Origin of the sequence: Streptomyces chattanoogensis (assembly GCF_001294335.1) — a bacterium.
GTDB lineage: Bacteria > Actinomycetota > Actinomycetes > Streptomycetales > Streptomycetaceae > Streptomyces > Streptomyces chattanoogensis.
Genome location: NZ_LGKG01000148.1, coordinates 109,237 through 135,666, shown reverse-complemented (window position 1 = coordinate 135,666; position 26,430 = coordinate 109,237). Strand labels below are relative to the sequence as shown.

At 70.3% G+C, this 26,430-nt stretch carries 20 protein-coding genes; 9 read left to right on the top strand and 11 right to left on the bottom strand.

The genetic code is table 11. From position 1 onward, the window contains the following. Positions 1-77: 77 nt before the first annotated feature. Positions 78-1,844 (bottom strand): proteasome ATPase, encoded by a 1,767-nt coding sequence (arc, locus tag ADL29_RS24515; RefSeq protein WP_053925795.1) that lies wholly within the window; start codon positions 1,842-1,844, stop codon positions 78-80. A gap of 249 nt (positions 1,845-2,093) precedes the next feature. Here arc and ADL29_RS24510 point away from each other — a divergent pair, with 249 nt between their 5' ends. Further along, positions 2,094-2,390, top strand: a complete 297-nt coding sequence (locus ADL29_RS24510) for a ferredoxin (RefSeq protein ID WP_046928886.1) — start codon at positions 2,094-2,096, stop codon at positions 2,388-2,390. A gap of 135 nt (positions 2,391-2,525) precedes the next feature. Here the strand turns inward: ADL29_RS24510 and ADL29_RS24505 are convergent, their stop codons facing one another. From ADL29_RS24505 to ADL29_RS24495, 3 genes are all read right to left on the bottom strand, one after another. After that, positions 2,526-3,140 carry a hypothetical protein gene (locus tag ADL29_RS24505; protein WP_053925743.1) on the bottom strand — a complete coding sequence of 205 codons (615 nt, stop codon included), beginning with the start codon at positions 3,138-3,140 and terminating at the stop codon, positions 2,526-2,528. A gap of 252 nt (positions 3,141-3,392) precedes the next feature. Beyond that, a complete protein-coding gene (locus ADL29_RS24500) occupies positions 3,393-4,400 on the bottom strand; it encodes a tRNA (adenine-N1)-methyltransferase (protein WP_053925742.1) in 1,008 nt (335 codons plus the stop codon). Between the two features lie 245 nt (positions 4,401-4,645). Continuing rightward, positions 4,646-6,001: a site-2 protease family protein gene (locus tag ADL29_RS24495; RefSeq protein ID WP_053925741.1), complete on the bottom strand. Its 1,356-nt coding sequence runs from the start codon at positions 5,999-6,001 to the stop codon at positions 4,646-4,648. 174 nt (positions 6,002-6,175) lie between these two features. Between ADL29_RS24495 and ADL29_RS24490 the strand changes: the two genes are divergently transcribed. Both ADL29_RS24490 and ADL29_RS24485 read left to right on the top strand, forming a co-directional pair. Further along, entirely contained in the window at positions 6,176-7,156 is a 981-nt protein-coding gene (locus ADL29_RS24490; protein ID WP_053925740.1) for a RecB family exonuclease, read from the top strand. Between the two features lie 13 nt (positions 7,157-7,169). After that, complete coding sequence (locus ADL29_RS24485; protein WP_046928881.1) at positions 7,170-7,841, top strand: response regulator; 672 nt, start codon at positions 7,170-7,172, stop codon at positions 7,839-7,841. A 157-nt stretch (positions 7,842-7,998) separates the two neighbouring features. On the opposite strand, the gene ADL29_RS24480 is transcribed toward ADL29_RS24485, so the two are convergent. The 4 genes from ADL29_RS24480 to metH form a co-directional block, all read right to left on the bottom strand. Then, entirely contained in the window at positions 7,999-9,600 is a 1,602-nt protein-coding gene (locus ADL29_RS24480; RefSeq protein WP_211274382.1) for an ABC transporter substrate-binding protein, read from the bottom strand. 185 nt (positions 9,601-9,785) lie between these two features. After that, entirely contained in the window at positions 9,786-11,393 is a 1,608-nt protein-coding gene (locus ADL29_RS24475) for an ABC transporter substrate-binding protein (protein ID WP_053925738.1), read from the bottom strand. A gap of 396 nt (positions 11,394-11,789) precedes the next feature. Next, positions 11,790-12,491, bottom strand: a complete 702-nt coding sequence (locus ADL29_RS24470) for an HAD family hydrolase (protein ID WP_053925737.1) — start codon at positions 12,489-12,491, stop codon at positions 11,790-11,792. A 189-nt stretch (positions 12,492-12,680) separates the two neighbouring features. Continuing rightward, positions 12,681-16,190, bottom strand: coding sequence for a methionine synthase (gene metH, locus ADL29_RS24465; RefSeq protein WP_053925736.1), 3,510 nt, complete (start codon positions 16,188-16,190; stop codon positions 12,681-12,683). A 238-nt stretch (positions 16,191-16,428) separates the two neighbouring features. Between metH and ADL29_RS24460 the strand changes: the two genes are divergently transcribed. The 6 genes from ADL29_RS24460 (at position 16,429) to ADL29_RS24435 (ending at position 23,491) form a co-directional block, all read left to right on the top strand. Further along, complete coding sequence (locus ADL29_RS24460) at positions 16,429-17,193, top strand: IclR family transcriptional regulator (protein ID WP_046928876.1); 765 nt, start codon at positions 16,429-16,431, stop codon at positions 17,191-17,193. Between the two features lie 227 nt (positions 17,194-17,420). Further along, positions 17,421-18,206: an MIP/aquaporin family protein gene (locus ADL29_RS24455; RefSeq protein WP_053925735.1), complete on the top strand. Its 786-nt coding sequence runs from the start codon at positions 17,421-17,423 to the stop codon at positions 18,204-18,206. Positions 18,207-18,255: 49 nt separating this feature from the next. Next, complete coding sequence (gene glpK, locus ADL29_RS24450; RefSeq protein WP_053925734.1) at positions 18,256-19,818, top strand: glycerol kinase GlpK; 1,563 nt, start codon at positions 18,256-18,258, stop codon at positions 19,816-19,818. Positions 19,819-19,831: 13 nt separating this feature from the next. Continuing rightward, positions 19,832-21,436, top strand: a complete 1,605-nt coding sequence (locus tag ADL29_RS24445; protein WP_046928873.1) for a glycerol-3-phosphate dehydrogenase/oxidase — start codon at positions 19,832-19,834, stop codon at positions 21,434-21,436. Positions 21,437-21,657: 221 nt separating this feature from the next. After that, positions 21,658-22,707, top strand: a complete 1,050-nt coding sequence (locus tag ADL29_RS24440) for a glycoside hydrolase family 18 protein (protein WP_053925794.1) — start codon at positions 21,658-21,660, stop codon at positions 22,705-22,707. A gap of 112 nt (positions 22,708-22,819) precedes the next feature. Further along, positions 22,820-23,491 (top strand): FadR/GntR family transcriptional regulator, encoded by a 672-nt coding sequence (locus tag ADL29_RS24435; RefSeq protein ID WP_053925733.1) that lies wholly within the window; start codon positions 22,820-22,822, stop codon positions 23,489-23,491. A gap of 77 nt (positions 23,492-23,568) precedes the next feature. Here the strand turns inward: ADL29_RS24435 and ADL29_RS24430 are convergent, their stop codons facing one another. The 3 genes from ADL29_RS24430 to ADL29_RS24420 all read right to left on the bottom strand — a co-directional run bounded on the left by ADL29_RS24430 (position 23,569) and on the right by ADL29_RS24420 (position 26,417). Next, entirely contained in the window at positions 23,569-24,336 is a 768-nt protein-coding gene (locus ADL29_RS24430; protein WP_107095065.1) for a 3-oxoacyl-ACP reductase family protein, read from the bottom strand. A 210-nt stretch (positions 24,337-24,546) separates the two neighbouring features. Further along, entirely contained in the window at positions 24,547-25,389 is an 843-nt protein-coding gene (locus tag ADL29_RS24425; protein ID WP_053925732.1) for an amidohydrolase family protein, read from the bottom strand. Beyond that, positions 25,389-26,417: an aldo/keto reductase gene (locus ADL29_RS24420; RefSeq protein ID WP_078971251.1), complete on the bottom strand. Its 1,029-nt coding sequence runs from the start codon at positions 26,415-26,417 to the stop codon at positions 25,389-25,391. The genes ADL29_RS24425 and ADL29_RS24420 overlap by 1 nt, the downstream gene beginning before the upstream one ends. Positions 26,418-26,430 lie beyond the last annotated feature (13 nt).

The following is a 26,430-nucleotide window of genomic DNA, read 5'->3' as shown; positions in this document are numbered from 1 at the left end:
GGCCGGCCCATGCGGCGCCCGGAAAAGCGTCCGGCTGCGGACGCCCCGTGCAGGACATCCGCAGCCGGAGTGCGGTGTTACAGGTATTGGCCGGTATTCGCCACCGTGTCGATGGAGCGGCCGGTGTCGGCGCCCTGCTTTCCGGTCACCAGCGTACGGATGTAGACGATCCGCTCGCCCTTCTTGCCGGAGATCCGGGCCCAGTCGTCCGGGTTGGTGGTGTTCGGCAGGTCTTCGTTCTCCTTGAACTCGTCCACGCAAGCCTGGAGGAGATGGGAGACCCGCAGACCCTTTTGATTGTGCTCGAGGAAGGCCTTGATGGCCATCTTCTTCGCACGTCCGACGATGTTTTCGATCATCGCTCCGGAGTTGAAATCCTTGAAGTAAAGGACTTCCTTGTCACCATTCGCATAGGTGACCTCCAGGAATCGATTTTCCTCGGATTCCGCGTACATCTGCTCGACGACCGACTGGATCATCGCGCTGACCGCGGCCCTGCGGGAATCGCCGTGCTCGGCGAGATCATCGGCGTGCAGCGGGAGATTCTCGGTGAGGTACTTCGAGAAGATGTCCTTGGCGGCCTCCGCGTCCGGACGCTCGATCTTGATCTTCACATCGAGGCGGCCGGGGCGCAGGATCGCCGGGTCGATCATGTCCTCGCGGTTCGAGGCGCCGATCACGATGACGTTCTCGAGGCCCTCCACGCCGTCGATCTCGGAGAGCAGCTGCGGGACGATGGTGTTCTCCACGTCCGAGCTGACGCCGGATCCCCGGGTGCGGAAGAGGGAGTCCATCTCGTCGAAGAAGACGATGACGGGGGTGCCCTCGCTGGCCTTCTCCCTGGCCCGCTGGAAGACCAGCCGGATGTGCCGCTCGGTCTCGCCGACGTACTTGTTGAGCAGCTCGGGACCCTTGATGTTGAGGAAGAAGCTCTTCCCCGCGGGCTGCCCGGTCACCTCGGCGACCTTCTTGGCAAGGGAGTTGGCGACCGCCTTGGCGATGAGTGTCTTGCCGCAGCCGGGCGGGCCGTAGAGCAAGACGCCCTTGGGCGGGCGCAGTTCGTGCTCCTTGAAGAGGTCGGGGTAGAGGTAGGGGAGCTCGACCGCGTCCCGGATCAGTTCGATCTGGCCGCCCAGACCGCCGATCTTGGTGTAGTCGATGTCCGGGACCTCTTCGAGGACGAGTTCCTCGACCTCGCTCTTCGGGATGACTTCGTAGACGTAGCCGGAGCGGGGCTCGAGCAGCAGGGCGTCGCCGGGGCGGATGGTGATGTCCAGCAGCGGCTCGGCGAGCCGCACCACCCGCTCCTCGTCGGTGTGCCCGATCACCAGCGCGCGCTCGCCGTCCTCGAGGATTTCCTTGAGGGTGACGATGTCGCCGGCGCTCTCGAACTCCATGGCTTCGACCACATTGAGCGCTTCGTTGAGCATGACCTCCTGGCCGCGCCGGAGGTCGTCGAGCTCCACGCTGGGGCTGACATTGACCCGGAGTTTTCTGCCTCCGGTGAAAATGTCGGCCGTGCCGTCCTCGTTCGTCTGCAGGAAGACACCGAAGCCGGCCGGGGGCTGTGCGAGCCGGTCGACTTCCTCCTTGAGCGCGACGATCTGGTCGCGGGCCTCGCGGAGAGTATTGGCGAGTCGCTCGTTCTGCGCGGAAACGCCGGCCAGGTTGGTCTGCAGCTCGACGATCCGCTCTTCGAGAATCCTCGTGTGCCGCGGAGAGTCGGCGAGCTTACGTCGCAGGACGGCGATCTCCTGCTCGAGATAGGCAACCTGGCCGGCAGGATCTTCAGACCCTCGCCCCGGCCGGATGCCGCGGTTGATGTCGTCGTCGTGGGCTGCCACGGTCCTCACCTCCTCCAAGGAGCTGGACGCTTCCTGACCCTACCTGGGCCGGTGCAGGTTGAAACCCCTAGATCGAAAAGACTGTCGGGGCGTGTCCGATCTTCACCCTTGCGCACGTCCTCACGCCAAGGGAATACCCACCCAACAACATCGGAAAGCGAGCGGTTGTATCGTCGAGTCGGTCAACACCCGTCAGGGCTGGCGCCACTTAGACAAAAACGGTTCACGTACGCAGGAACGGCAGGCGAGATGACCGCGCAGGATGAAGCCTCTCCAGAGCTCGAAGTCTGGATCGACCAGGACCTGTGCACGGGCGACGGGATCTGCGTGCAGTACGCGCCCGAGGTCTTCGAGCTCGATATCGACGGGCTGGCCTATGTCAAGAGCGCGGACGACGAGCTGCTGCAGGACAAGGGGGCCACAACGCCCGTCCCGCTGACGCTGCTCAACGATGTCCGGGACTCGGCCAAGGAGTGCCCCGGGGACTGTATTCATGTGCGCCGGGTCACGGACCGGGTCGAGGTCTACGGGCCGGACGCGGACTAGGACGTGCCCGGCCCCGGGCCGCACGGCCCCGGCCCACCGGTCAGGCGCCGGCCATAACGCGGTGTAGACGAATCGGGGACGGGGCGTAGACGGAGCGTAGGGAATCCCCCGCCGACGCGCACATCATGTGACGGATCAGACACCGGCTGTGCTCGTCCCGGCGGGAACTTCGCTCTGGATGAACTTCCCGTCGCTCCACTGCCACTTGGCGCTCTTGCGGACGTCGGGGCAGCAGCGCGGGACGTCGAACGTGGAGTAGCCCAGGAGCGTCGCTGAGATCTCGCGGCCCTGGAGGGCGAAGTCCTGGACGCTGAGCTTCTGGGAGGGCGCGAGAAGGGTCGCCACGACGCGAGGAGCGGCCTGCGGGTCGGACTGCCGGGCCAGGACGAAGACACCGCTGGGCGGGGTTCCGGTCACGGAATGGCAGCGGACCACCGCGATGGTCTCGGTGGTGCCGTCGCCGTCGAGGTCACCGGAGGTCTTCTTCACCACGTCGAGGCGGTTGGGCCCGCAGTTGACGGGAAACGTGACCTTGGCCGGATCGGGGGCGGCCAGGGCGGAAGCAGCCGAGCCGGGGGCGGCCATGGTGTGGCGGCCGGATTTCGCGCCGTGCGCGGTGGTGGCAGTGGCATCCGGGGGCTGGATCACGGACGCGAGCGCCACGACCGCCGAGACCGCGGTGGCCGTGGCGAGCCAGTGCATGGGGTGGGGCTGGGTATGCAGAAGGTCCTGGCCTGCCAAGGGCTGCACGCGGGGTAACTCCTGTGAAGAGCTGTGGCGGTGGGAGTGCCCAGCATCGTTCCACAGGAGGTGGCGGCGCGGAACCAGCGGGAGCGGAGTTTTACGCTCCGATCACGCGGTGGGCGCAAACGTGAACGGCGGGGTGCAACGGAGTGCTGGGCGGGGAGTCCGACGAGAAGGCGCCGCCGGCGGCTCCCCTGGGGGAACTCGTCGGCGGCGCCCGGTGGTTCGGTGAGGGGACCGGAGGCCGGTCCGGGAGGGTCAGTCCTGTGCGGTCGCGTCGTCGGCGGCGCCGGATGCCGGGTCCCCGGCCTTCTCGCCCGGCGCAGCCTTCTCCCGCCCGCCCGGCGCAGCCTTCTCCCGCCCGCCCGGCGCAGCCTTCTCCCGCCCGCCCGGCCCGGTGTAGTCCTCGCCGTAAGCGCCCTTGGCGGGCCGGCGCCGGCGCAGCGGCGGCTCGACGCCGTCCGCCAGGCGGCGGGCGGTGAGGAGGAAGCCGGTGTGGCCGATCATGCGGTGGTCGGGGCGGACGGCGAGGCCCTCGACGTGCCAGGTGCGGACCATGGTTTCCCAGGCCGACGGCTCGTTGAAGGTGCCGTGCTCGCGGATCGCCTCGACGGTGCGGGCCAGCTGCGTGGTCGTGGCGACGTAGGCGCAGAGGATGCCGCCGGGGACCAGGGCCTTGGAGACGGCCTCCAGGCACTCCCAGGGGGCGAGCATGTCGAGGATGACGCGGTCGACGTCGGTGTCGGAGAGGTTGTCCTGGAGGTCACCGACGGTGAGCGTCCATGCGGGGTGCGGACCGCCGAAATAGCGCTCGACGTTCTGCGTGGCGATCTCGGCGAAGTCGGCGCGGCGCTCGTAGGAGTGCAGCATGCCGTCGTCGCCGATGGCGCGCAGCAGGAAGCTGCTGAGCGAGCCGGAGCCCACACCGGCCTCGACGACGCGGGCGCCGGGGAAGATGTCGGCCATCGCCAGGATCTGCCCCGCGTCCTTGGGGTAGACCACGGCGGCACCGCGGGGCATGGACAGGACGTAGTCGGGGAGCAGCGGGCGCAGCGCGAGGTAGGCGACGTTCCCGGTGGTACGGACAACACTGCCCTCGGGAGCACCGATCAGCTCGTCGTGGGGGAAGGCTCCCTTGTGGGTGTGGAAGCTTTTTCCCTCTTCGAGCGTGAAGGTGTAGTGGCGTCCCTTGGGGTCGGTGAGCTGGACCTGGTCCCCGACCTTGAAGGGCCCGCGACGGCGGGCGGCACCGGTCGGTTCGGACATGTGACCAGCCTACCGGCCGATCGGGGCGGGGCGGACCAGTGGGCGGGCCGGGGGCGCCGCGGGGGTGGTCCGGGCGGCGGTTCGGGGGCGGTGCGTCCGTGGCGTGGCCGGGCTCCATCTGGCCGTTCGAACGCGCTCGTCCCCCCGGCTGGGGGCTACCCAGAGGTACCGGACGCGAAGCCCGCGCGGCACCCGCGGCACGCCCGTGCCCCGCCCGCGCGCAGCGCCCGCGCGCAGGCCGCCGTTCAGGACCGCCGGGCCATCGCCGACACGAAGGCCCGTTCCACGTCGGCCGTCGAGAGGACGCCGTAGATCTCGCCGGTTTCCTCGACGACGAGGTATTCCGTGGCGGGGGTGGCGCGCAGGTATTCCAGGAGGTCTTCGCCGGCGAGTTCGGCGGAGACGCGCATGCCGTCCCTGAGGTCCTGGGCGAGGGTGCCCACGGCGACCCAGGGGCGGCGGTGGTCGGGGACGCCGACGATGGCGGCCTCGCGGACGAGGGCGGTGGGGTTGCCCTGGCGGTCGACGACGACGAGGGCGCGGGCGCCGGCTTCGTTGGCGCGGCGCAGCGCCTCGGAGAGCGGGGTGTCGGTCTCGACGGGGACGGCGCGGCGGGTGAGGATGCGGGCGGTGAGGTCGGGGAGGCGTTCGCGCAGCCGGGCCATGCGCAGGCTGTTGCCGGCGCCGGTCCAGATGATCGCGGCGAGGATCGCGGCGAGCAGGGCGTCGGTGAGCGAGTCGGCGCCGCCGAGCTCTTCGGGGGTGGTGCCGAGGGCGCCGGTGTGGGTGAGCAGCGGAAGGCCGATGAGGACGGTGACGGCGAGTGCGCGGCCGACCCAGGCGGCGGCGACGGTGCCGGTCATGGGCCTGCCGGTGATCTTCCAGACGACGGCGCGCAGCATCCGGCCGCCGTCCAGGGGGAGGCCGGGCAGCAGGTTGAAGACCGCGACGATGAGGTTGGAGATCATCAGGCCGGCGAGCAGGACGCCGGGGACGGTGGCGGGTTCGACCAGCTGCATGCCGAGGTAGAAGATGCCGGCGAGGACGAGGGAGAGCAGCGGGCCGACGAAGGCCAGGACGAATTCCCGGCCGGGGGTCTCGGTCTCCTTCTCGATCTCCGAGACGCCGCCGAAGAACTGCAGCTGGATGCGGCGTACGGGGAGCTTGAAGCGGAGCGCGGCGATGGTGTGGGCCAGCTCGTGGACGAGCACGGAGGCGTAGAACGCGACCGCGAAGAAGAGGGAGACGAGGTAGCGGGCGACGCCGAGCTCGGGCAGCACGCGCTCGAGCTGGCCGCCGAAGACCCAGGTGATCAGGGCCGCGACGACGAACCAGCTGGGGGCGACGTAGACCGGCACGCCGAAGGGGCGGCCCATCAGGATGCCGCCGCCCTTCTTGCCGTCCGGCGCCTTGGGGCCCCTCGGTCCGCCGACGGTGTCCGTCGGCCCGCCGTCCCCAGGTTCTTCGGCCGCCGCGGCGTCCCCGTCCCGGGGCGCGGCGGCTTCCTTGCGTTCTTCGGCGTCCTTGGGCGGCTCGGGCGGCTCGGGCGGCCGGTGCTGCACGGACTCCTGGGGGTCCTGCGGCTTCCCGCTGTCGTCCACGGCGTCCCCTCGTCGAATGCGGCCTTTGCGTCTGCTTGGCGTGATCTACCGATCATGCAGGGCAAAGGGGTCTGCCGTCGATGGTATGCGGAGCGCGGGGCCCGTATCCGCTGCGGGGCCCGCCTTGGGCGGTCCGTACGCGGTTGTCAGTGGCGGGCCGTAGGGTCTGATGACATGGGAACGAGCACCGAGAGGGCCGGGGCGGCCACGCAGGGCGGGCAGGGCGGGCAGCCGGCCACGGGCGGGCCCGGGGCCCAGCGCATGGCGCCGGAGGGCGAGCGGGCGGCGGGCGGGGCGCAGCCGCCGGTGGCGCTGTCGCCGTCGCGGGCGAGCGATTTCATGCAGTGCCCGCTGCTGTACCGCTTCCGGGTGATCGACAAGCTGCCGGAGAAGCCGAGCGCGGCGGCGACCCGGGGCACGGTCGTGCATGCGGTGCTGGAGCGGCTCTTCGACGCGCCGGCGGCGGAGCGTACGGCTCCGGGCGCGCGGGCGATGGTGCCGGGCGAGTGGGAGAAGCTGCTGGCCAAGCGGCCGGAGCTGGCGGAGCTGTTCACCGACGGCGCAGGCGGTGCGGACGGCGAGCGGCTGGCGGTCTGGCTGGCGGAGGCCGAGGCCCTGGTGGAGCGGTGGTTCTCGCTGGAGGACCCGACGCGGCTGGAGCCGGCCGAGCGCGAGCTGTATGTGGAGACGGTGCTGGAGTCCGGGCTGCAGCTGCGGGGGTTCGTCGACCGGGTCGACATCGCGCCGACGGGCGAGGTGCGGATCGTGGACTACAAGACCGGCAAGGCGCCGCGGCCGCAGTTCGCCGAGGGTGCGCTGTTCCAGATGAAGTTCTATGCGCTGGTGATGTGGCGGCGCAGCGGTACGGTGCCGCGGCGGCTGCAGCTGGTGTATCTGGGCAGCGGCGATCTGGTGACGTACGACCCGACCGAGGCCGATCTGCGGGGCGTGGAGCGGAAGTTGCTGGCGCTGTGGGAGGCGATCCAGCTGGCGACGCGGACCGGGGACTGGCGGCCGCGGCCGACCAAGCTGTGCGGCTGGTGCGACCACCAGGCGCACTGTCCGGAATTCGGCGGTACTCCCCCGGTGTATCCCCTGGCGGTCCGCCCGGCGGCGGGTGAGGGCGGGGAGCAGGGCAGAATGGGGACGATCTAACGAAGGAGACCTCGTGGCTATCCGCGTCCTGCTGGTCGACGACCAGCCCCTGCTGCGCACGGGATTCCGGATGATCCTGGAGGCCGAGCAGGATCTGGCGGTCGTCGGGGAGGCCGGTGACGGTCTGCAGGCACTGGAGCAGGTACGGGCGCTGCAGCCCGATGTGGTGCTGATGGACATCCGGATGCCCCGGATGGACGGTGTCGAGGCGACCCGGCAGATCACCGGTCCGGCGAAGGACGGCCCGGCGAAGGTGCTGGTGCTGACCACTTTCGACCTGGACGAGTATGTGGTCGAGGCGCTGCGGGCCGGGGCCAGTGGCTTTCTGCTGAAGGATGCGCCGGCCAATGAGCTGGTGCAGGCGATCCGGGTGGTGGCCGCGGGCGAGGCGATGCTGGCGCCGAGCATCACGCGCCGGCTGCTGGACAAGTACGCCAATCATCTGCCGTCGGGCGAGGAGGCGGTGCCGGACACCCTGCACACCCTCACCGAGCGCGAGGTGGAGGTGCTCAAGCTGGTGGCGCGCGGGCTGTCGAACGCCGAGATCGCCGCGGATCTGTTCGTCAGCGAGACGACGGTCAAGACGCATGTGGGCCATGTGCTGACGAAGCTGGGGCTGCGGGACCGGGTGCAGGCGGCGGTGTACGCGTACGAGAGCGGGCTGGTGCGTCCCGGCGCGCAGTAGGCGCGCAGCAGCACCGAGGCGTGCCGGGTTCGCCGGCGCGTGCGCAGGCATGACAGTGGGGCCGGTCCGAGGATTCTCCGGACCGGCCCCACTGTCATGCCTGCGCAGGCGTCATAGGTGCACAGGCGTCATGCGTGACGCCTGTGCACGGGCCGGATCAGGTGTCGGCCGCCTTGCTGATCTCCCAGAACCGGAAGACGGTCGAGGCGTCCAGGGTCCATTCCAGACCGGAGATCCCGTCGCGGGCGACGGCGTACTGCTTGCCCTGCCAGACCGGGATGACCGGTACGTCGCGGGCGACGATGTCCTGGAGCTCGCGGAACGTTTCCGTGGCGGCACCGCGGTCGGGCTGGTCGGCGGTCTTGGGCAGCAGCCGGCCGGTGATCTCCGGCGAGCTGTAGTGGTTGCCCAGCACGTTGCCCTTGCCGAAGAACGGCTGGGTGAAGTTGTCCGGGTCCGGGTAGTCGGGGATCCAGCCCTTGACGTAGAAGCCGAAGCGGCCGGACGCCATGCCCTGCTCGTACTCCTTGGTGGGCACGCTGCGCACCTTGACGTCGAACAGGCGGCTCGCGTTGAGCTGTTGGGCTATTTCCTTGACGGCGGGGACGGTGCCGGGGCCGTAGCGGTCGGGGGTGGCCCACAGGGTGAGCGGGACCTTGCCGTGGACACCGGCGTCGCGCAGGGCGTCGGCGGCCTTGCCGGGGTTCGGCCGGTCGCCGAAGGTGTCGAAGAAGGCGGTGTTGTGGCCGGTGATGCCCGCGGGAACGATGGAGTAGAGCGGTTCGGCGGTGTGCTGGTAGACGTCGCGGACGAGGGTGGGGCGGTCCAGGAGGTAGGCGATCGCCTTGCGGACGCCGAGCTTGCCGGCGACCGGGTCCTTGAAGTTGAAGACGAGGTGCATGACCTCGGCGCTGGTGCCCTGGATGAGCTGGGTGCCGTGCTTCTGGTCCAACGAGGCGTTGGAGAGCGCGGCGAGGTCCTCCATGGACAGACCTCGGTAGGCCAGGTCGACGGCGCCGCTGCGGACGGCCTTCTTGAGGTCCTCGGCCGCGGTGAAGTACTTCACCGTCATCCCGGAGTTCTTGACCTTGGCGGGGCCCTTGTAGGAGGGGTTGACGCCGAAGAGCGCCCTCTTGGGGCTGTAGTCCTTGAGCGTGTAGACGCCTGAGCCGACCGCCTTGCCGTCGGTGCGCAGCCGGTCGGCCGGATAGGCGGTGTGGTCGACGATGGAGCCGGCGCCGGAGGCGATCTTGCTGGGGAAGGTGGCGTCGGGCGTCTTCAGGTGGAAGACCACGGTCTTGGCGTCCGGCGCCTCGACCTTGTCGAGCGCGGTGAACATCACGGCGGGGCCGTTCTTGTCCTTGATGCGCCGGGTGCGGTCGAAGGAGAACTTGACGTCCTCGGAGGTCAGCTTGTGACCGTTGCTGAAGGTCAGGCCGTCCTTGAGGGTGCAGCGGAAGACCTGGCTGTGGGTGTCGGTGAAGATGCAGCTCTTGGCGGCTTCCGGTTCCGGCTTGGTGCCCCCCTTGGGGAAGCTCAGCAGCGACTGGAAGACGTTGTTGAACAGCAGCCACGAGCCGGGGTCGTAGCCGGCGGCCGGGTCGGTGGAGACGGGCTTGTCCATCGTTGTTCCCATGACGACGGGCTCGCCGTGGCCGTTCGCCCCGGAGTCGTCGGCGCTGCAGCCCGCGAGCGCGAGCAGGGCTGTTGCCAGCCCTGCTCCGATCGGGGCGGCCAGCCGCTGGTCACGCTGCCTCACTACGTGGTTCCTCACGTTCGGTGTCGCGGTGGTGCGGTGTCGCATTGGTGCGGTCTCGCGTTGGTGCAGGCTGCTGCTGCTGCGGGTCTGCCTCGGCAGCAGCCGGTGTCGTACGGGCGGTTCTTGTGTTGTGCGGTGGTGCCTGTGCCGTACGCGTGGTGCCTGGGGGCGTACGAGGGGCCGGGTCAGTCGGCGACGCCGCGGCCCAGTTCCCAGATCTGCAGCCCCGAGGAGGAGTTGAGGGCCCACTCGGTGCCGGTGATGTCGTCGCGGGCGGCAACGTACTGCTTGCCCTGCCACAGCGGGAGCAGCGGTACGTCCGCGGCGATGATGTCCTGCGCCTGCTTGAAGTCGTCCGCGGCGGCGTTGCGGTCGGACTGCTGGCGGCTGGACGGGATCAGCTGCGACTCGATCTTGCCGTTGCGGTAGGGGGAGCCGAGGAAGTTCTGCTTGCCGATGAACGGCGCGATGTAGTTGTCGGCGTCCGGGATGTCGGGGAACCAGCCCATGTGGTAGACGGTGTACTTGCCGTCCAGGGCGTCGGTGCGAAACTGCTGCCAGCTGTCGACGCCCTTGAGGCTGACGTCGAACAGCGTGCTGTCGTTGAGCTGCCGCTGCAGTGCCCGGACCTCCTTGGTGGTGCTGGGGCCGTAGTGGTTCGTGGTGTACGTGAGGGTGAACTTCACCGGGGTGGTGATGTTCGCCTGCTGCAGGGTCTTGCGGGCGGCCGCGACGCTGGGGTCCCCGTACTTGTTGAAGAACGCGTTGATGTGGCCGGTGAGGCCGGTGGGGACCATCGAGAAGAGCGGGTCACCGGTGTACGCGTAGACGTCCCGGACGAGCCGGGGGCGGTCGACGATCTGCGCCATCGCCTGCCGCACGGCCTTGTTGGAGACGACCGGGTCCTTGGTGTTGAAGGCGAGGTAGCGGATCTCCTGGCCCGGCATCGTCTGCATCGTGAGGTGCTCGTCGCGGGAGTTCTCCAGGCCCTTGACCTGGCTGGGTGCCAGACCGCGGTTCATGAGGTCGATGTCGCCCTTGCGCAGCGCCTTCTCCGTCGTCGCGGAGTCGTCGAAGAAGCGCATCTCGACCTTGTCGTTCCTCGCCGTCAGCCCGCCCTTGTAGCCGGGGTTCCTGGTGAAGACGACCTTGGTGATGCGGTTGCCGCTGTGCTCGGCCTTGACGGTGTACGGGCCCGAGCCGACCACCTCGAAGCCGCTGTAGAGGCGGTTCTTGGGGTACACCTCGGGGTCGACGATGGCCGCGGCGGGCGTGGTGAGCTTCTGCGGGAAGGTGGCGTCGGGTCTGCTGAGGTGGAACACCACCTCGGTCTTGCTGGGCGCCTCGACCTTGTCGATGTCGTCGAGCAGCGACACCGGGCCGTTGGTGTTGTTGATGGCCTTCATGCGCTCGATGGAGAACTTGACGTCCTGTGCCGTCAGGTCGTGTCCGTTCGCGAACTTCAGGCCGCTGCGCAGGGTGCAGCGGTACTGCTCGTTCTGACTGTCGCTGAACCTGCAGGACCTGGCCGCGTCGGGCACCGGCGCGGTACCGCTCCGCGGCAGCCGCATCAGCGTCTGCAGGGTGCTGCGCAGCACGTTCCACGCATCGACGTCATAGGCCTGCGCCGGGTCGAGGGGGGCGGGTGCCGCCTTGGTCGCCTCGATCCGGGAGGCGACCCCGACGATGATCGGATCACCTTCGTCGCCCGCGCCGTCCGAGCTGCCGCAGGCAGCGAGTACGGGGGCGATCAGACCGGCCATGACCGGCAGCACCAAGGTCTTGCGGTTCATCGTCGGCAGGTTCCTTATCAGCGCAGAGGTGTTGCTCGCGACGACATTAGTAGGAACGGTCAGCCGGTCCGGGACACAACGTAGTTGAAACAATGGGGCCCCGGGATACCGGTGGCGGCACGACCGATATCCGGACGGCGGAACGTTTCGCACGTTGCTCCACCAATCCGGACACTTACCCCCGCGGAAAACCCCGGACAGACCCCCTGGAACACCTGCCGCCGCCCCTGTCGACGGCCCGGCACGTGAGAAACGTCACGCATTCCCCGGCCTGCAGCACCGGCGGAATTCGGCCGCTGTATTCACCGCGGAGACGTCACGGAAAATAAGCACGCAGCTCCCCTGAGTTCCCAGTGCTTTTCCGTTCGGACACGCTCGGTACTCTCGGTGGATGATTCACCGGCTTTCCGTGATGAGGGCACGGAGAAAAGCCAGATCGACTTCTTTCAGCGACCCCACGACCGTACGGCCCCGGGCCGGCGGGATCGGCGTCACCGACGGCACCGCGACGACCCGGCAGCCCGCGGCCTCGCCCGCCGTCACTCCGGTGAGGGTGTCCTCGATGACGGCGCAGCGGTCCGGGGCCACGCCCAGCCGGGCGGCGGCCGTCAGATACGGGTCCGGATGCGGTTTGGTGCGCTCCATCTCGTCGCCGGCCAGCGTCAGGTCGAAGTTCTCCCGGCCCAGCCAGTGCAGCATCGAGTCGATGATGGCGCGGTGCGAGGCGGAGACCAGGGCGGTCGGCACCTGGTGGGCCCGCAGCTCGGCCAGCAGCCGGCGCGCACCCGGCATCAGCGGCACCCCGCCGGCGATCCGGGCGGCGAAGCGGGCGTTGAGCAGCCCGCTGAGCTCGGTGAGGCCGATCTGGGCGCCGGTGGCCTGGATGAGGTAGCCGGCGCTGCGGGTCATCGGGCCCCCGACGACGATCTCGCGGTGTCCGTCGTGCAGGGTGTGGCCCAGTTCCGCGAAGACCTCGGCCTCGGCCTCCCACCAGAAGCCCTCGGTGTCGACGAGGGTGCCGTCCAGGTCGAGGAAGACGGCCTGGAGGGTGGCGGGCTCGGCCGAGCGGGTGCCGACTGCGGGGATGCTGCTGGTCATCCATCCACCTCCGTGACGACGTCCCCGAAAGGGACGAAAGGGCCGGCCGCTGCCCCCGGCGGGGGTTGCGACCGGCCACTACCGGACCGACCAGTGTACGACGGTGCGGCCCGGAATGCGCGGTACGGCGGAAGGGAAACGGAGGGAGGCCCCCCGGGAGGGCCTCCCTGGCGTCACCGCGTCACCGCGCTACCGCGCATTGAAGTACTTCGCCTCCGGGTGGTGGATGACGATGGCGTCCGTCGACTGCTCGGGGTGCAGCTGGAACTCCTCGGAGAGCTGGACGCCGATCCGCTCCGGCTGCAGCAGGTCCGCGATCTTGGCGCGGTCCTCCAGGTCGGGGCAGGCGCCGTAGCCCAGCGAGAAGCGCGCACCGCGGTACTTCAGCGCGAACATGTCCTCGACATCGGCCGGGTCCTCGCCCGCGAAGCCCAGCTCCGCGCGGACCCGGGCGTGCCAGTACTCGGCCAGCGCCTCGGCCAACTGGACGGACAGACCGTGCAGTTCCAGGTAGTCGCGGTAGGCGTTGGCCTCGAAGAGCTCGGCCGTGGCGGCGCCGATCTTCGAGCCGACGGTGACGACCTGCAGGCCGACGACATCGCGCTCACCGGACTCCTCCGGACGGAAGAAGTCCGCCAGGCACAGGCGGCGGCCGCGGCGCTGGCGCGGGAAGGTGAAGCGGGTGCGCTCGGTGCCGTCCTCGTTCAGGAGGATGAGGTCGTCGCCCTTGGAGTGGCAGGGGAAGTAGCCGTGCACCACGGCGGCTTCCAGCAGGTTCTCGGTCTGGAGCTTGTCCAGCCAGCCGCGCAGCCGCGGACGGCCCTCGGACTCCACCAGCTCCTCGTACGACGGGCCCTCCCCCGTACGGGCCTGCTTGAGGCCCCACTGGCCCTTGAAGAGCGCGCCCTCGTCCAGCCAGGACGCGTAGTCGGCGAGCTGGATGCCCTTGACGACGCGGGTGCCCCAGAACGGCGGGGCGGGGACGGGGTTGTCGACGGCGACGTCGGAGCGCACCGAGCCCTCGGGCTCCTCGACCTCGAGGACGGCGGTGTCCTTCTTGGGGACGCGGCGCTGCTTGAGCTCGGGGAGGGCGGCGCCGGGCACCCCGCGCTTGACGGCGATCAGGGCGTCCATCAGGCGCAGTCCCTCGAACGCGTCGCGGGCGTAGCGGACCTCGCCCTCGTAGATCTCGTGGAGGTCCTGCTCGACGTAGGCGCGGGTGAGGGCGGCGCCGCCGAGGATGACGGGGAAGTCGGCGGCCATCTTGCGCTGGTTGAGCTCCTCCAGGTTCTCCTTCATGATCACGGTCGACTTGACCAGGAGCCCGGACATGCCGATGACATCGGCCTTGTGTTCCTCGGCGGCTTCCAGGATCGCGGAGACCGGCTGCTTGATGCCGAGGTTGACGACGTTGTAGCCGTTGTTCGACAGGATGATGTCGACGAGGTTCTTGCCGATGTCGTGGACGTCGCCGCGGACGGTGGCGAGCACGATGGTGCCCTTGCCCTCCGCGTCCGACTTCTCCATGTGCGGCTCGAGGTAGGCCACCGCGGCCTTCATGACCTCGGCGGACTGGAGGACGAACGGCAGCTGCATCTGGCCGGAGCCGAAGAGCTCGCCGACGACCTTCATACCGGCCAGGAGGGTCTCGTTGACAATGTCCAGGGCGGGGCGCTCCTCCAGCGCCGCGTCCAGGTCGGCCTCCAGGCCGTTCTTCTCGCCGTCGATGATGCGGCGCTGGAGGCGCTCCTCCAGCGGCAGGGCGGCCAGTTCCTCGGCCTTGCCGGCCTTGAGGGACTTGGCGGTGGCGCCCTCGAAGAGCGCCATCAGCTTCTGGAGGGGGTCGTAGCCCTCGGTGCGCCGGTCGTAGATGAGGTCGAGGGCCGTGGTGACCTGCTCCTCGTCGAAGCGGGCGATCGGCAGGATCTTGGACGCGTGCACGATCGCCGAGTCCAGGCCCGCCTTGACGCATTCGTCGAGGAAGACCGAGTTGAGCAGGATGCGGGCCGCCGGGTTGAGGCCGAAGGAGATGTTGGACAGGCCCAGCGTGGTCTGTACGTCCGGGTGGCGGCGCTTGAGTTCGCGGATCGCCTCGATGGTGGCGATGCCGTCCCCCCGGGACTCCTCCTGGCCGGTGCAGATGGTGAAGGTGAGGGTGTCGATGAGGATGTCCGACTCGAGGATGCCCCAGTTGCCGGTCAGGTCGGCGATGAGCCGTTCGGCGATCTCGACCTTCTTCTCGGGCGTACGGGCCTGGCCCTCCTCGTCGATGGTGAGGGCGATCAGCGCGGCGCCGTGCTCCTGGGCCAGCCGGGTGACCTTGGCGAAGCGCGATTCGGGGCCGTCGCCGTCCTCGTAGTTGACGGAGTTGATGACCGCGCGGCCGCCCAGCTTCTGCAGGCCGGCCTCGATCACGTCGACCTCGGTGGAGTCGAGGACGATGGGCAGGGTGGAGGCGGTGGCGAAGCGGCCGGCCAGTTCCTCCATGTCGGCGACGCCGTCCCGGCCGACGTAGTCGACGCACAGGTCGAGCATGTGGGCGCCCTCGCGGATCTGGTCGCGGGCCATCTCCACACAGTCGTCCCAGCGGGCGTCCAGCATCGCCTCGCGGAACTTCTTCGATCCGTTGGCGTTGGTGCGCTCGCCGATGGCCAGGTACGAGGTGTCCTGGCGGAAGGGGACGGTCTGGTAGAGGGAGGCGGCGCCGGGCTCGGGGCGCGGGTCGCGGGCGGTGGGGGCGATGCCGCGGACCCGCTCGACGACCTGCCGCAGGTGCTCGGGAGTCGTGCCGCAGCAGCCGCCGACCAGGGAGAGGCCGTATTCGGCGACGAAGGTCTCCTGGGCGTCCGCGAGCTCGGCGGCGGACAGCGGGTAGTGCGCGCCGTCCTTGCCGAGGACGGGCAGGCCGGCGTTCGGCATGCAGGCGAGGGGGACGCGGGAGTGCCGGGCCAGATAGCGCAGGTGCTCGCTCATCTCGGCGGGGCCGGTGGCGCAGTTCAGGCCGATCATGTCGATGCCCAGCGGCTCCAGGGCCGTCAGGGCGGCGCCGATCTCGGAGCCGAGCAGCATGGTGCCGGTGGTCTCGACGGTGACGGAGCAGATGATCGGCAGGCTGGCGCCGGTGGCCTCGAGGGCGCGGCGGGCGCCGAGGATGGCGGCCTTGGTCTGCAGCAGGTCCTGGGTGGTCTCCACCAGGAGGGCGTCGGCGCCGCCGGCGATCATGCCCTCGGCGTTCTGCTGGTAGGCGTCGCGGAGGGTGAGGTACGGGGCGTGGCCGAGGGTGGGCAGCTTGGTGCCGGGGCCCATGGAGCCCAGGACGTAGCGCTGCTGCCCGGTCTTCTCGGTGAACTCGTCGGCGACCTCGCGGGCGATCCGGGCGCCGGACTCGGACAGCTCGAAGACCCGCTCGGCGATGTCGTACTCGGCCAGCGCCGCGAAGTTCGCGCCGAAGGTGTTGGTCTCGACGCAGTCGACACCGACCGCGAAGTACTCCTCGTGGACCGAGCGGACGATGTCCGGGCGGGTGAGGTTGAGGATCTCGTTGCAGCCCTCGAGCTGCTGGAAGTCGTCCAGCGACGGGTCCTGCGCCTGCAGCATCGTGCCCATTGCACCGTCGGCTACCACCACCCGCGAGGCGAGTGCCTCCCGCAGTGATTCGACTCGGGATGTGCTGGTGGACGATGGCGTGTACGAGGCCATGGAGGTGCTCCCTGGTTGCGACGGCTGTCGGCTTTGCGTCCTCCGGAAGAGGGCGCACCCGGCCAGCGTAGCTGTCGGTCCCGTACAGGGGTTCCCCATTCCACGCCGTGGACAGCGGGGCCGAGCGGGGGGTCCGTCGACTATCCATGATCGTTGACACACTCTGTTCGCTGCCCAAGAGTCGGCATGGGCCGATATCGTTTGGCATTGTCGAACCGCATACTTCGGAGGTTGCCCGATGGCACGCACCATCCAGTCGCTGGAGCGAGCTGCCGCGATGCTGCGGCTGCTCGCAGGAGGGGAACGGCGGCTGGGACTCTCCGACATCTCCTCGTCCCTGGGGCTGGCGAAGGGTACCGCCCACGGCATCCTGCGCACGCTGCAGCAGGAGGGCTTCGTCGAGCAGGACCTGGCGTCCGGCCGCTATCAGCTGGGCGCGGAGCTGCTGCGCCTGGGCAACAGCTATCTGGACGTGCACGAGCTGCGCGCCCGCGCCCTCGTCTGGACCGACGACCTGGCCCGCTCCAGCGGGGAGAGCGTCTATCTCGGCGTGCTGCACAAGCAGGGTGTCCTGATCGTGCACCACGTCTTCCGGCCCGACGACAGCCGGCAGGTCCTCGAGGTCGGGGCGATGCAGCCGCTGCACTGCACGGCGCTGGGCAAGGTGCTCTCCGCGTACGACCCGGTGGCGCACAGCGAGGTCACGGAGGCCGAGCGGGAGGCGTTCACCCCGCGCACGGTGACCGAGCTGGACGACTTCGAGAAGCTGCTGGACCTGACCCGGGCGCGCGGCTGGGCCGCGGACGTGGAGGAGACCTGGGACGGGGTGGCCTCGCTGGCCGCGCCGATCCATGACCGGCGGCGGATGCCGGTGGGTGCGGTGGGCGTCACAGGAGCCGTGGAACGGGTCTGCCAGGACGGTGAACTGCGGCCGGAAATCGTCGCTGCGGTGAGGGATTGCGCACGCGCGGTGTCAAGGGATCTTGGCGCGGGACGGTTTTGACCGTATTGCGGCCTTTTGTTCACCTAAGTTTTTGGCCATGGAACCCTTGACGGGGTTCTTACGGTGAATAAAACTGCCGTTCATCGGTCGGCATTGTCGAACACCTAACGACAATATTCGCTATGGTGGGCACTGCCGCGGGCCGATCACCGCCCTCTAGGAGGGCGCGGACCACCGGAGGGACCCGGGGTTCGCCTTCCCCTGGACGAAGGACAAAGGAGTCGCGGGTGTCCAGCTCCGACATCTTCATCAGCGAGACCATCGGTACCGCTGTACTGCTTTTGATGGGTGGCGGCGTCTGCGCCGCCGTCACGTTCAAGCGCTCCAAGGCGTTCAACGCCGGATGGGTCGCCATCGCCTTCGGGTGGGGCTTCGCCGTCCTGACGGGTGCCTATATCGCCGCGAAGTCGCACGCGCATCTCAATCCCGCCGTCACCATCGGCTCCGCCATCACCGGCGGCACCAAGTGGGGGCAGGTCCCGGTTTACTTCGCCGGCGAGATGCTCGGCGCCATGATCGGTGCCGTTCTGGTGTGGCTCGTGTACTACGGACAGTTCCGGGCCCATCTGACCGACCCCGAGGTGCTGGCCGACCACAGCACGGAAGAGGGTCTGGTCGACCCGAAGGCGGCCCCCAAGGCGGGCCCGGTGCTCGGCATCTTCTCCACCGGTCCGGAGATCCGGAACGTCGTGCAGAACCTGGTCACCGAGATCATCGCCACCATCGTGCTCGTGCTGGCGATCCTCTGCCTCGGCCTGACCAAGGCCATCGGCCTCTCCGGCATCGGTGTCCTGCTCGTCGCGCTGATCGTCGTGGGCATCGGTCTGTCGCTCGGCGGGCCGACCGGATACGCCATCAACCCGGTCCGCGACCTCGGCCCGCGCATCGTGCACGCGCTGCTGCCGCTGCCGAACAAGGGCGGTTCAGACTGGGGTTACGCCTGGATCCCGGTCGTCGGCCCGCTCATCGGCGGAGCCATCGCCGGTGGCATCTACCAGGTGGCGTTCGCCTGAGCCGCCTGACCACCCCGACTCCGCCCGCACAGACTTCTTGGAGCACACCATGAGCGACACCCCCACCACCTCCTCGCACGGCCACGGCACTTCCTCCCACGGGCATGGCCCGTTCATTGCGGCCATCGACCAGGGCACGACCTCCAGCCGCTGCATCGTCTTCGACAAGGACGGCCGGATCGTTTCGGTCGACCAGAAGGAGCACGAGCAGATCTTCCCGAAGCCGGGCTGGGTCGAGCACGACGCCACCGAGATCTGGACCAACGTCCAGCAGGTCGTCGCCGGCGCCGTCGAGAAGGCGGGCATCACCGCCAAGGACGTCAAGGCCATCGGCATCACCAACCAGCGCGAGACCACCGTGCTGTGGGACAAGAACACCGGTGAGCCCGTCCACAACGCCATCGTCTGGCAGGACACCCGGACCGACGCGCTCTGCAAGGAGCTCGGCCGCAACGTCGGCCAGGACCGCTTCCGCCGCGAGACCGGTCTGCCGCTGGCCTCCTACTTCGCCGGTCCCAAGGTCCGCTGGCTGCTCGACAACGTCGAGGGCCTGCGCGAGCGCGCCGAGCGCGGCGACATCCTCTTCGGCACGATGGACTCCTGGGTCATCTGGAACCTCACCGGCGGCGTCAACGGCGGCCACCACGTCACCGACGTGACCAACGCCTCGCGCACCCTCCTGATGAACCTCCACAACCTGGAGTGGGACGAGAAGATCCTCGCGTCGATGGACATCCCGGCCGCCGTGCTGCCGGAGATCAAGTCCTCCGCCGAGGTCTACGGCACCACTGCCGCCGGCGTCCTCGCCGGTGTGCCGGTCGCCTCCGCGCTCGGCGACCAGCAGGCCGCGCTCTTCGGCCAGACCTGCTTCTCGCAGGGCGAGGCCAAGTCCACGTACGGCACCGGCACCTTCATGCTGATGAACACCGGCCACGAGCCGGTCAACTCCTACAACGGCCTGCTGACCACCGTCGGCTACCGCATCGGAGAGCAGCAGCCGGTCTACGCCCTGGAAGGCTCCATCGCCGTCACCGGCTCGCTCGTCCAGTGGATGCGCGACCAGATGGGGCTCATCAACTCCGCGGCCGAGATCGAGACCCTCGCCAGCACGGTCGAGGACAACGGCGGCGCCTACTTCGTACCGGCCTTCTCCGGCCTGTTCGCCCCCTACTGGCGCTCCGACGCGCGCGGTGTGATCGCGGGCCTGACCCGTTACGTCACCAAGGCGCACATCGCCCGCGCCGTTCTCGAGGCCACCGCCTGGCAGACCCGCGAGATCACCGACGCCATGACCAAGGACTCCGGCGTCGAGCTGACCGCGCTCAAGGTCGACGGCGGTATGACCTCCAACAACCTGCTGATGCAGACCATCTCGGACTTCCTGGACGCCCCTGTGGTGCGCCCGATGGTTGCCGAGACCACCTGCCTCGGCGCTGCCTATGCGGCCGGACTGGCCGTCGGCTTCTGGTCCAGCACCGACGAGCTGCGCGCCAACTGGCGCCGGGCCGCCGAATGGACCCCCCGCATGGACGCGGACATCCGTGACCGCGAATACAAGAACTGGCTCAAGGCCGTCGAGCGGACCATGGGCTGGATCGACGACGAGAGCTGACGAGGAGCACATCATGAGCACCCTGCAGAGCGTCCCGGCCCTCGGGACGCACCCGGCCAGCGGTTCCACCGCGAGCCGTGCCGAGACCCGGGAGCAGCTTTCCAAGGCGACCTACGACCTCCTGGTGATCGGCGGCGGCATCCTGGGCATCTCCACCGCCTGGCACGCCGCGCAGGCCGGACTGCGGGTGGCCCTGGTGGACGCCGGTGACTTCGCCGGCGCCACCTCCTCCGCCTCCTCCAAGCTGCTGCACGGCGGTCTGCGCTACCTGCAGACCGGAGCGGTCAAGCTGGTGGCGGAGAACCACTTCGAGCGTCGTGCGGTGTCGCGCCAGGTGGCACCGCACCTCGCCAACCCCCTGACCTTCTACCTGCCCGTCTACAAGGGCGGCCCGCACGGCGCGGCCAAGCTCGGCGCGGGCGTCTTCGCCTACTCCGCGCTGTCCGCGTTCGGCGACGGCGTCGGCCACGTCATAAGCCCGGCCAAGGCCGCACGCGACGTGCCCGAGCTGCGGACGGACAACCTCAAGGCCGTGGCCGTGTACGGCGACGACCAGATGAACGACTCCCGGATGGCCCTGATGACCGTCCGCGCGGCCGTCGCGGCCGGCGCCACGGTCCTCAACCACGCCGAGGTCACCGGACTGCGCTTCACCCAGGGCCGGGTCACCGGCGCCGAGCTCAAGGACCGGATGGACGGCCAGGAGTTCGGCGTCAACGCCCGCCTGGTCCTCAACGCCACCGGCCCCTGGGTCGACCACCTGCGCAAGATGGAGGACCCCGGCGCGGCCCCCTCCATCCGCCTCTCCAAGGGCGCGCACCTGGTCCTCAAGCGGACCGCCCCCTGGAAGGCCGCCCTGGCCACCCCGATCGACAAGTACCGCATCACCTTCGCCCTCCCCTGGGAGGACATGCTGCTGCTCGGCACCACGGACGAGGAGTACGAGGGCGACCCGGCGGACCTCACGGTCACCGAGAAGGACACCGCCCAGATCCTGGACGAGGCCGCCTTCTCCATCCGCGACCAGCAGCTGTCGCGCGACCTGATCACGTACTCCTTCGCGGGTCTGCGGGTGCTGCCCGGCGGCCCCGGCGACACCTCCAAGGCCAAGCGCGAGACGGTCGTCACCGAGGGCAGCGGCGGCATGCTGTCGGTCGCCGGCGGCAAGTGGACGACCTTCCGCCACATCGGCCGTACGGTGATGAACAAGCTCGCCGCGCTGCCCGGCCACCCGCTGGGCGAGGACATGGAGCCGATCTCCCAGCTGCCGAAGAAGCTCCCGCTGCCCGGTATCGCCAACCCGAACGCGGTCGCCCACCGGCTGCTCGTCGACGGCGGCACCCCCGGCCCGCGGATGGCCGCTGACACCGCCCGCCACCTGGCCACCCACTACGGCTCGCTGTCCTTCGACATCGCCCGGCTGGCCAACGACAACCCGGCGCTGGCCGAGCGCATCCACCCGGACGCGCCGGAGATCTGGGCGCAGGTCGCCTACGCCCGCGACCACGAGTGGGCCGAGACGGTCGACGACGTGCTGCGCCGCCGTACGACGCTGATGATCCGCGGACTGGACACGGAGGATGTCCGGGCCAAGGTGAAGGACATGCTCAACGACTGACGGTACGTCAGGAAGTAGTTCAGTGCAGACGACGGTGGGGCGGGCCACGGGGCCGCCCCACCGTCGTCTGCGTACGCACATCCTCTGCGTCCGCGGTTATCCACAGGCAGGCGGCCGAAATGGTCACTGTCAGTGAGGGCTGCGATGATGGGCACCGATATCCCGCCGGGGACACGGGCGGGGATCGGGGCAACGGGGAAGCGGGGGCAGTGATGACGGCGATGACGGCTACGGCCCGGAAGCGATGGCTGCGGGCGGGGAAGTGGGCGGCCTGGCTGCTGGCGGTGCTGATCGTGCTGCCGGTGACGGCGGCGGCCACCGCGCTGCGCGTCGGGTACGCGGGGACGGCCGCGCCCGAGGCCACCACCCGCGGACGGGATGCGCTCTGGCTGGGCCATGCCTGGGTGGACGGGCGGCGGGACGCCTCCGATGTCGCGGCGCTGCGGCGCCGCATCGGGGACACCGGCATCCGCGATCTGTACGTCCACGCCGGGCCGTTGGAGCACGACGGCACGCTCCCCCCGGCCCGTAAGGCCTACCCGCGGGCCCGCTGGCTGATCGCCGCGGTGCACCGTGAACTCCCGGAGGTCAGGGTGCACGCCTGGCTGGGCGACCGGCTGGTGTACGAGCCGGGCGAGCGGGGCGGACTGCGGCTGGCGGACGCCGGGGCCCGTAAGGCGATCGTGGCGAGCGCCCGGCAGGTCCTGGCCGACGGATTCGCCGGGGTGCATCTGGACGTCGAGCCCCTGCACTCCGACAACCCCGACTACCTGCGCCTGCTGGACCGGCTCGTCCCCGCGGTGCACGCCCAAGGCGGCGTGTTCTCCGTCGCCGTCCACCAGATAGATCCCCTGCCCCGTCTCCACACCGTCAGCAACGCCGTGACGGGCCATCGCAAATGGATATCCCAGCGGTTCTTCGGGCAGGTGGCGCGCCGCGTCGACCAGATCGCGCTGATGTCGTACGACACGGCACTGCCGACCGAGGGCCTGTACGGCGGCTATGTGGCGCAGCAGACCCGGCTGGCGCTGGAGGCGACGCCCGAGGGGACCGATCTGCTGATGGGGCTGCCGTTCTTCCACACCGACGGCATGGGCCACCACGCCTCGGCGGAGACGGTGCGTGCCGCGGTGCGCGGTATACGGCTGGGGCTGACCCGCGAGGACCTGGGCCGGAAGCGGTTCGGCACGGCGCTGTATGTCGACTTCGCGGCCACGGAGGAGGACTGGTCGGCGTACGGGCGCGGCTGGGGAGAGCGCAAGGGGTCATAATGAACGCCAGACATCGGATGTCTGCGCCCTCTGCGGGCGTACGGCCGTGCGGACCGCACCCGCGGTGGCGGCCGCAGGGGCATCCGGGCGGGTCCGAGCGGGGAGGGCGGCCATGGCGGTCACCGACGAGGCCATCGAGAAGATCAAGGGAATGATCGTCTCCGGTGCGCTGCGGCCGGGCGACCGGCTGCCGAAGGAGAGCGAGCTGGCGGCCGAGCTGGGCCTGTCCCGCAACTCGCTGCGCGAGGCGGTGCGCGCGCTCTCCCTCATCCGGATCCTGGACGTCCGCCAGGGCGACGGCACCTATGTCACCAGCCTCGATCCCCAACTCCTGCTGGAGGCCATGAGTTTCGTGGTGGACTTCCACCGCGACGACACGGTGCTGGAGTTCCTCGCCGTCCGCCGGATCCTGGAGCCGGCCGCCACGGCGATGGCGGCCGGCCGGATCACCGCCGGGGAACTGGACGCGCTGGAGGCGCAGTTGGCCGCGCTGGGACCGGCGCCCTCGGTCGAGGATCTGGTCGCCTGCGATCTGGAGTTCCACCGCGCCATCGTCTCCGCGTCCGGCAACTCCGTGCTCTGCTCGCTGCTGGAAGGCCTGTCCGGCCCCACCACCCGGGCCCGGATCTGGCGCGGTCTGACCCAGAAGGACGCGGTGGCGCGCACCCTCACCGAGCACCGCGCGATCATCGGCGCCCTGCGCGAGCGGGACGCGGAGGCGGCGCGGGCCTGGGCGACGGTGCATATCGCCAGCGTGGAGCAGTGGCTGCGCACCTCGCTGTGACCGCGGGGCGGGCGCTTCGCCCGCCGGCGCCTCCGCCGCCCCGACCTCGCCCCGCCGTCGCCCCTCTCCCGTTCCGCTCAGGCCGCGAAGCCGCCGTCCACGGTGATGGCAGCGCCGGTGATGTACCGCCCGCCCTCCCCCGCGAGGTGGGCCACCGTCGCCGCGACGTCCGACGCCCGTCCGTAGGAGCCGAGCGAGGTCAGTCCGGCCTGTGTGGTCGCGGTCTCGCCGTCGGCGGGGTTCATGTCGGTGTCGATCGGGCCGGGCTGCACCAGGTTGGCGGTGATGCCGCGCGGCCCCAGCTCCCTGGCCAGGGTCTTGGTCAGGCCGATCAGCGCGGCCTTGCTGGTGGCGTAGAGGGTGCTGCCGGGGATGACCACCCGTTCGGCCAGACAGCTGCCGATGGAGATGATCCGCCCGCCCTCGCCCAGATGCGGCGCCGCGGCCTGCGTCACCAGGAACGGCCCCCGGACATTGGTCCGCAGCACCCGGTCGACGTCCGCCACGGAGATCCCCTCGAACGGCCCGACCACATTGATGCCGGCGTTGTTCACCACGATGTCGAGCCTGCCCAGCCGGTCGGCGACCCCGGCGACCGCGGACCGCACCTCCTCCGCGTCCGCACTGTCCGCCCGCACCGCCCAGGCCTGCCCGCCCGCCTGCCCGATCCGTTTGACCACCTGCTCCGCGAGGTCCTCGCGGCTGCGGTACGTCAGCGCCACCGCGGCCCCCTCGGCGGCCAGCCGCACCGCGATCTCCGCCCCGATCCCCCGGCTGCCGCCGGTCACCAGCGCCACCTTGCCGCCGAGCGGCCGCGCGCCGGAAGCCGTCACCACTGTCGCCATCCTCATCACCTCGCTGGTCTGCGCGGATACGTCTGCGCGGATGCGCGCAGACATCTCCGCGCCTGTGGAGTCCGTCCCGTGGACCGCACCGCCCCGCGCCGTACGGCACCGGCTGCGGTACGCCTCCATCGTCCGGCGGTGCGCGGGCCGGGGCTGGCGGAATCCGGACGGGAACCCGACGCCCGCCCGGCCAGGGCCACCGGGCATGCCCTAAGGCGCCGCCACCCCGTACACCCGCCCCGCCGTCTCCCCGAACACCGCCGCCCGCTCCGCCGGGCCGAGGCGGCCGGTGGCGGACTCGGCGAGGGCGAGGACGTCCTCGTAGTCGGCGGCCAGGGTGCACACCGGCCAGTCGGAACCGAAGAGGAGACGGCCGGGGCCGAAGGCGTCGAGGAGGTGGCGGGCGTAGGGCAGGATCTGCTGGGGACGCCAGGCGGACCAGTCCGCCTCGGTGACCAGACCGGAGAGTTTGCAGGCGAGGTTCGGGTGCCGGGCGAGTGCGGTGATCTCGTCGGCCCAGGGCTGCCAGTCGCCCCGGGCGACCGCGGGTTTGCCTGCGTGGTCGAGGACGAAGGACAGCCCGGGCAGGGCGCGTACGGCGGCCCGCGCGGCGGGGAGTTCGCGCGGGGTGACCAGGAGGTCGTAGACCAGGCCCGCGTCCGCCAGGACGCCCAGTCCGCGCAGCACCTCCGGGCGGGTGAGCCAGCCGGGGTCCGGTTCGTCCTGGACCTGATGGCGGATGCCGACCAGGCCGCCCGGGCCGAGGGGCAGCGCCGCGAGGACGTCCGCGAGCCCGGGATCGGTGAGGTCCGCCCAGCCGACGACGCCGCGTACCGGTCCGTCCCCGGCGGCCACCGCGAGCAGCTCGGCGGTCTCCTCGTACGAGGCGGACGACTGGACGAGGACGGTGCCGTCGAACCCGTGCGCCGAGAGCTGCGGGGCGAGATCGGCCAGCGTGTAACTGCGGCGGACCGGATCGGCCCACGGCCCGTCCATCCAGGGCTGGTCCCGGCGGGTGAGGTCCCACAGATGGTGGTGGGCGTCGATACGCATCAGGCTCCCGGGGCAGCGGTGAGGGGCAGCGGCAGATCCGGGGCGAGCAGGCCCCGGGCGACGAGAGTGTGCCAGAGGGCGTCGGGGATGTCCCGGGCGAACAGGGCGGCGTTCTCCGTGGCCTCCTCCGGGGCCGCGGCACCGACGACGGCCGAGGCGACGGCCGGGTGCCCGAAGGGGAAGCGCAGGGCGGCGGCCTTCAGGGAAACGTCGAACCCGTCGCAGACAGCGGCCAGTTGGCGGGCGCGCTCCAGCAGGGCGGCGGGCGCGGGCGCGTAGTCGTACGGGGCTCCCGGGGAGGGGTCCGCCAGCAGGCCGGAGTTGTAGACCCCGCCGACGACCACCGAGGTGCCGCGGCGTTCGCACACCGGGAGCAGGTCGTCGAAGGCGGTGCGTTCCAGAAGGGTCCAGCGGCCCGCGCACAGGACGACGTCCACATCGAGGTCCGCGACGAGGCGGGCGAGGATGCCGCTGTGGTTCATGCCGAAGCCGATGGCGCGGACGAGCCCTTGGCCGCGCAGCTCGGCGAGGGCCGGGAAGCCCGTTGCGTAGACCTCGGGGAGGTGCTCCTCGACGTCATGGAGGTAGACGATGTCGGCGGCGTCCGCGCCGAGCCGCTCCAGGGACGCCTCGAGGGTGGCGCGGATGCCGTCGCGGGTGAGGTCCCGTACCCGGGCGCGGGCGGGGGTCGCCACGAAGCCCTCCCCGTCCGCCTCCTCCCCCGGCGCAAGCGGGCGCAGCCGGCGGCCGACCTTGGTGGCGAGCGTGTACGTCCCCCGGTCGCGGCCGCGCAGGGCCCGGCCGAGGCGCTCCTCCGACAGGCCGAGGCCGTAGTGCGGGGCGGTGTCGAAGTGGGTGGCGCCGGTGGCGAGGGCGGCGCGCACGACGGCCGCCGCGCGCTCCTCCGGGACGGCGCGGTAGAGGTTGCCGAGCGGTGCGCAGCCGAGGCCGAGGGGCGGCACGGTGACGCCGCTGCGGCCCAGCTCCCGTGGCCCGTGCAGCGGGTACGGCGGGCGTGGGGACCTCATGCGCGGGAGCCTG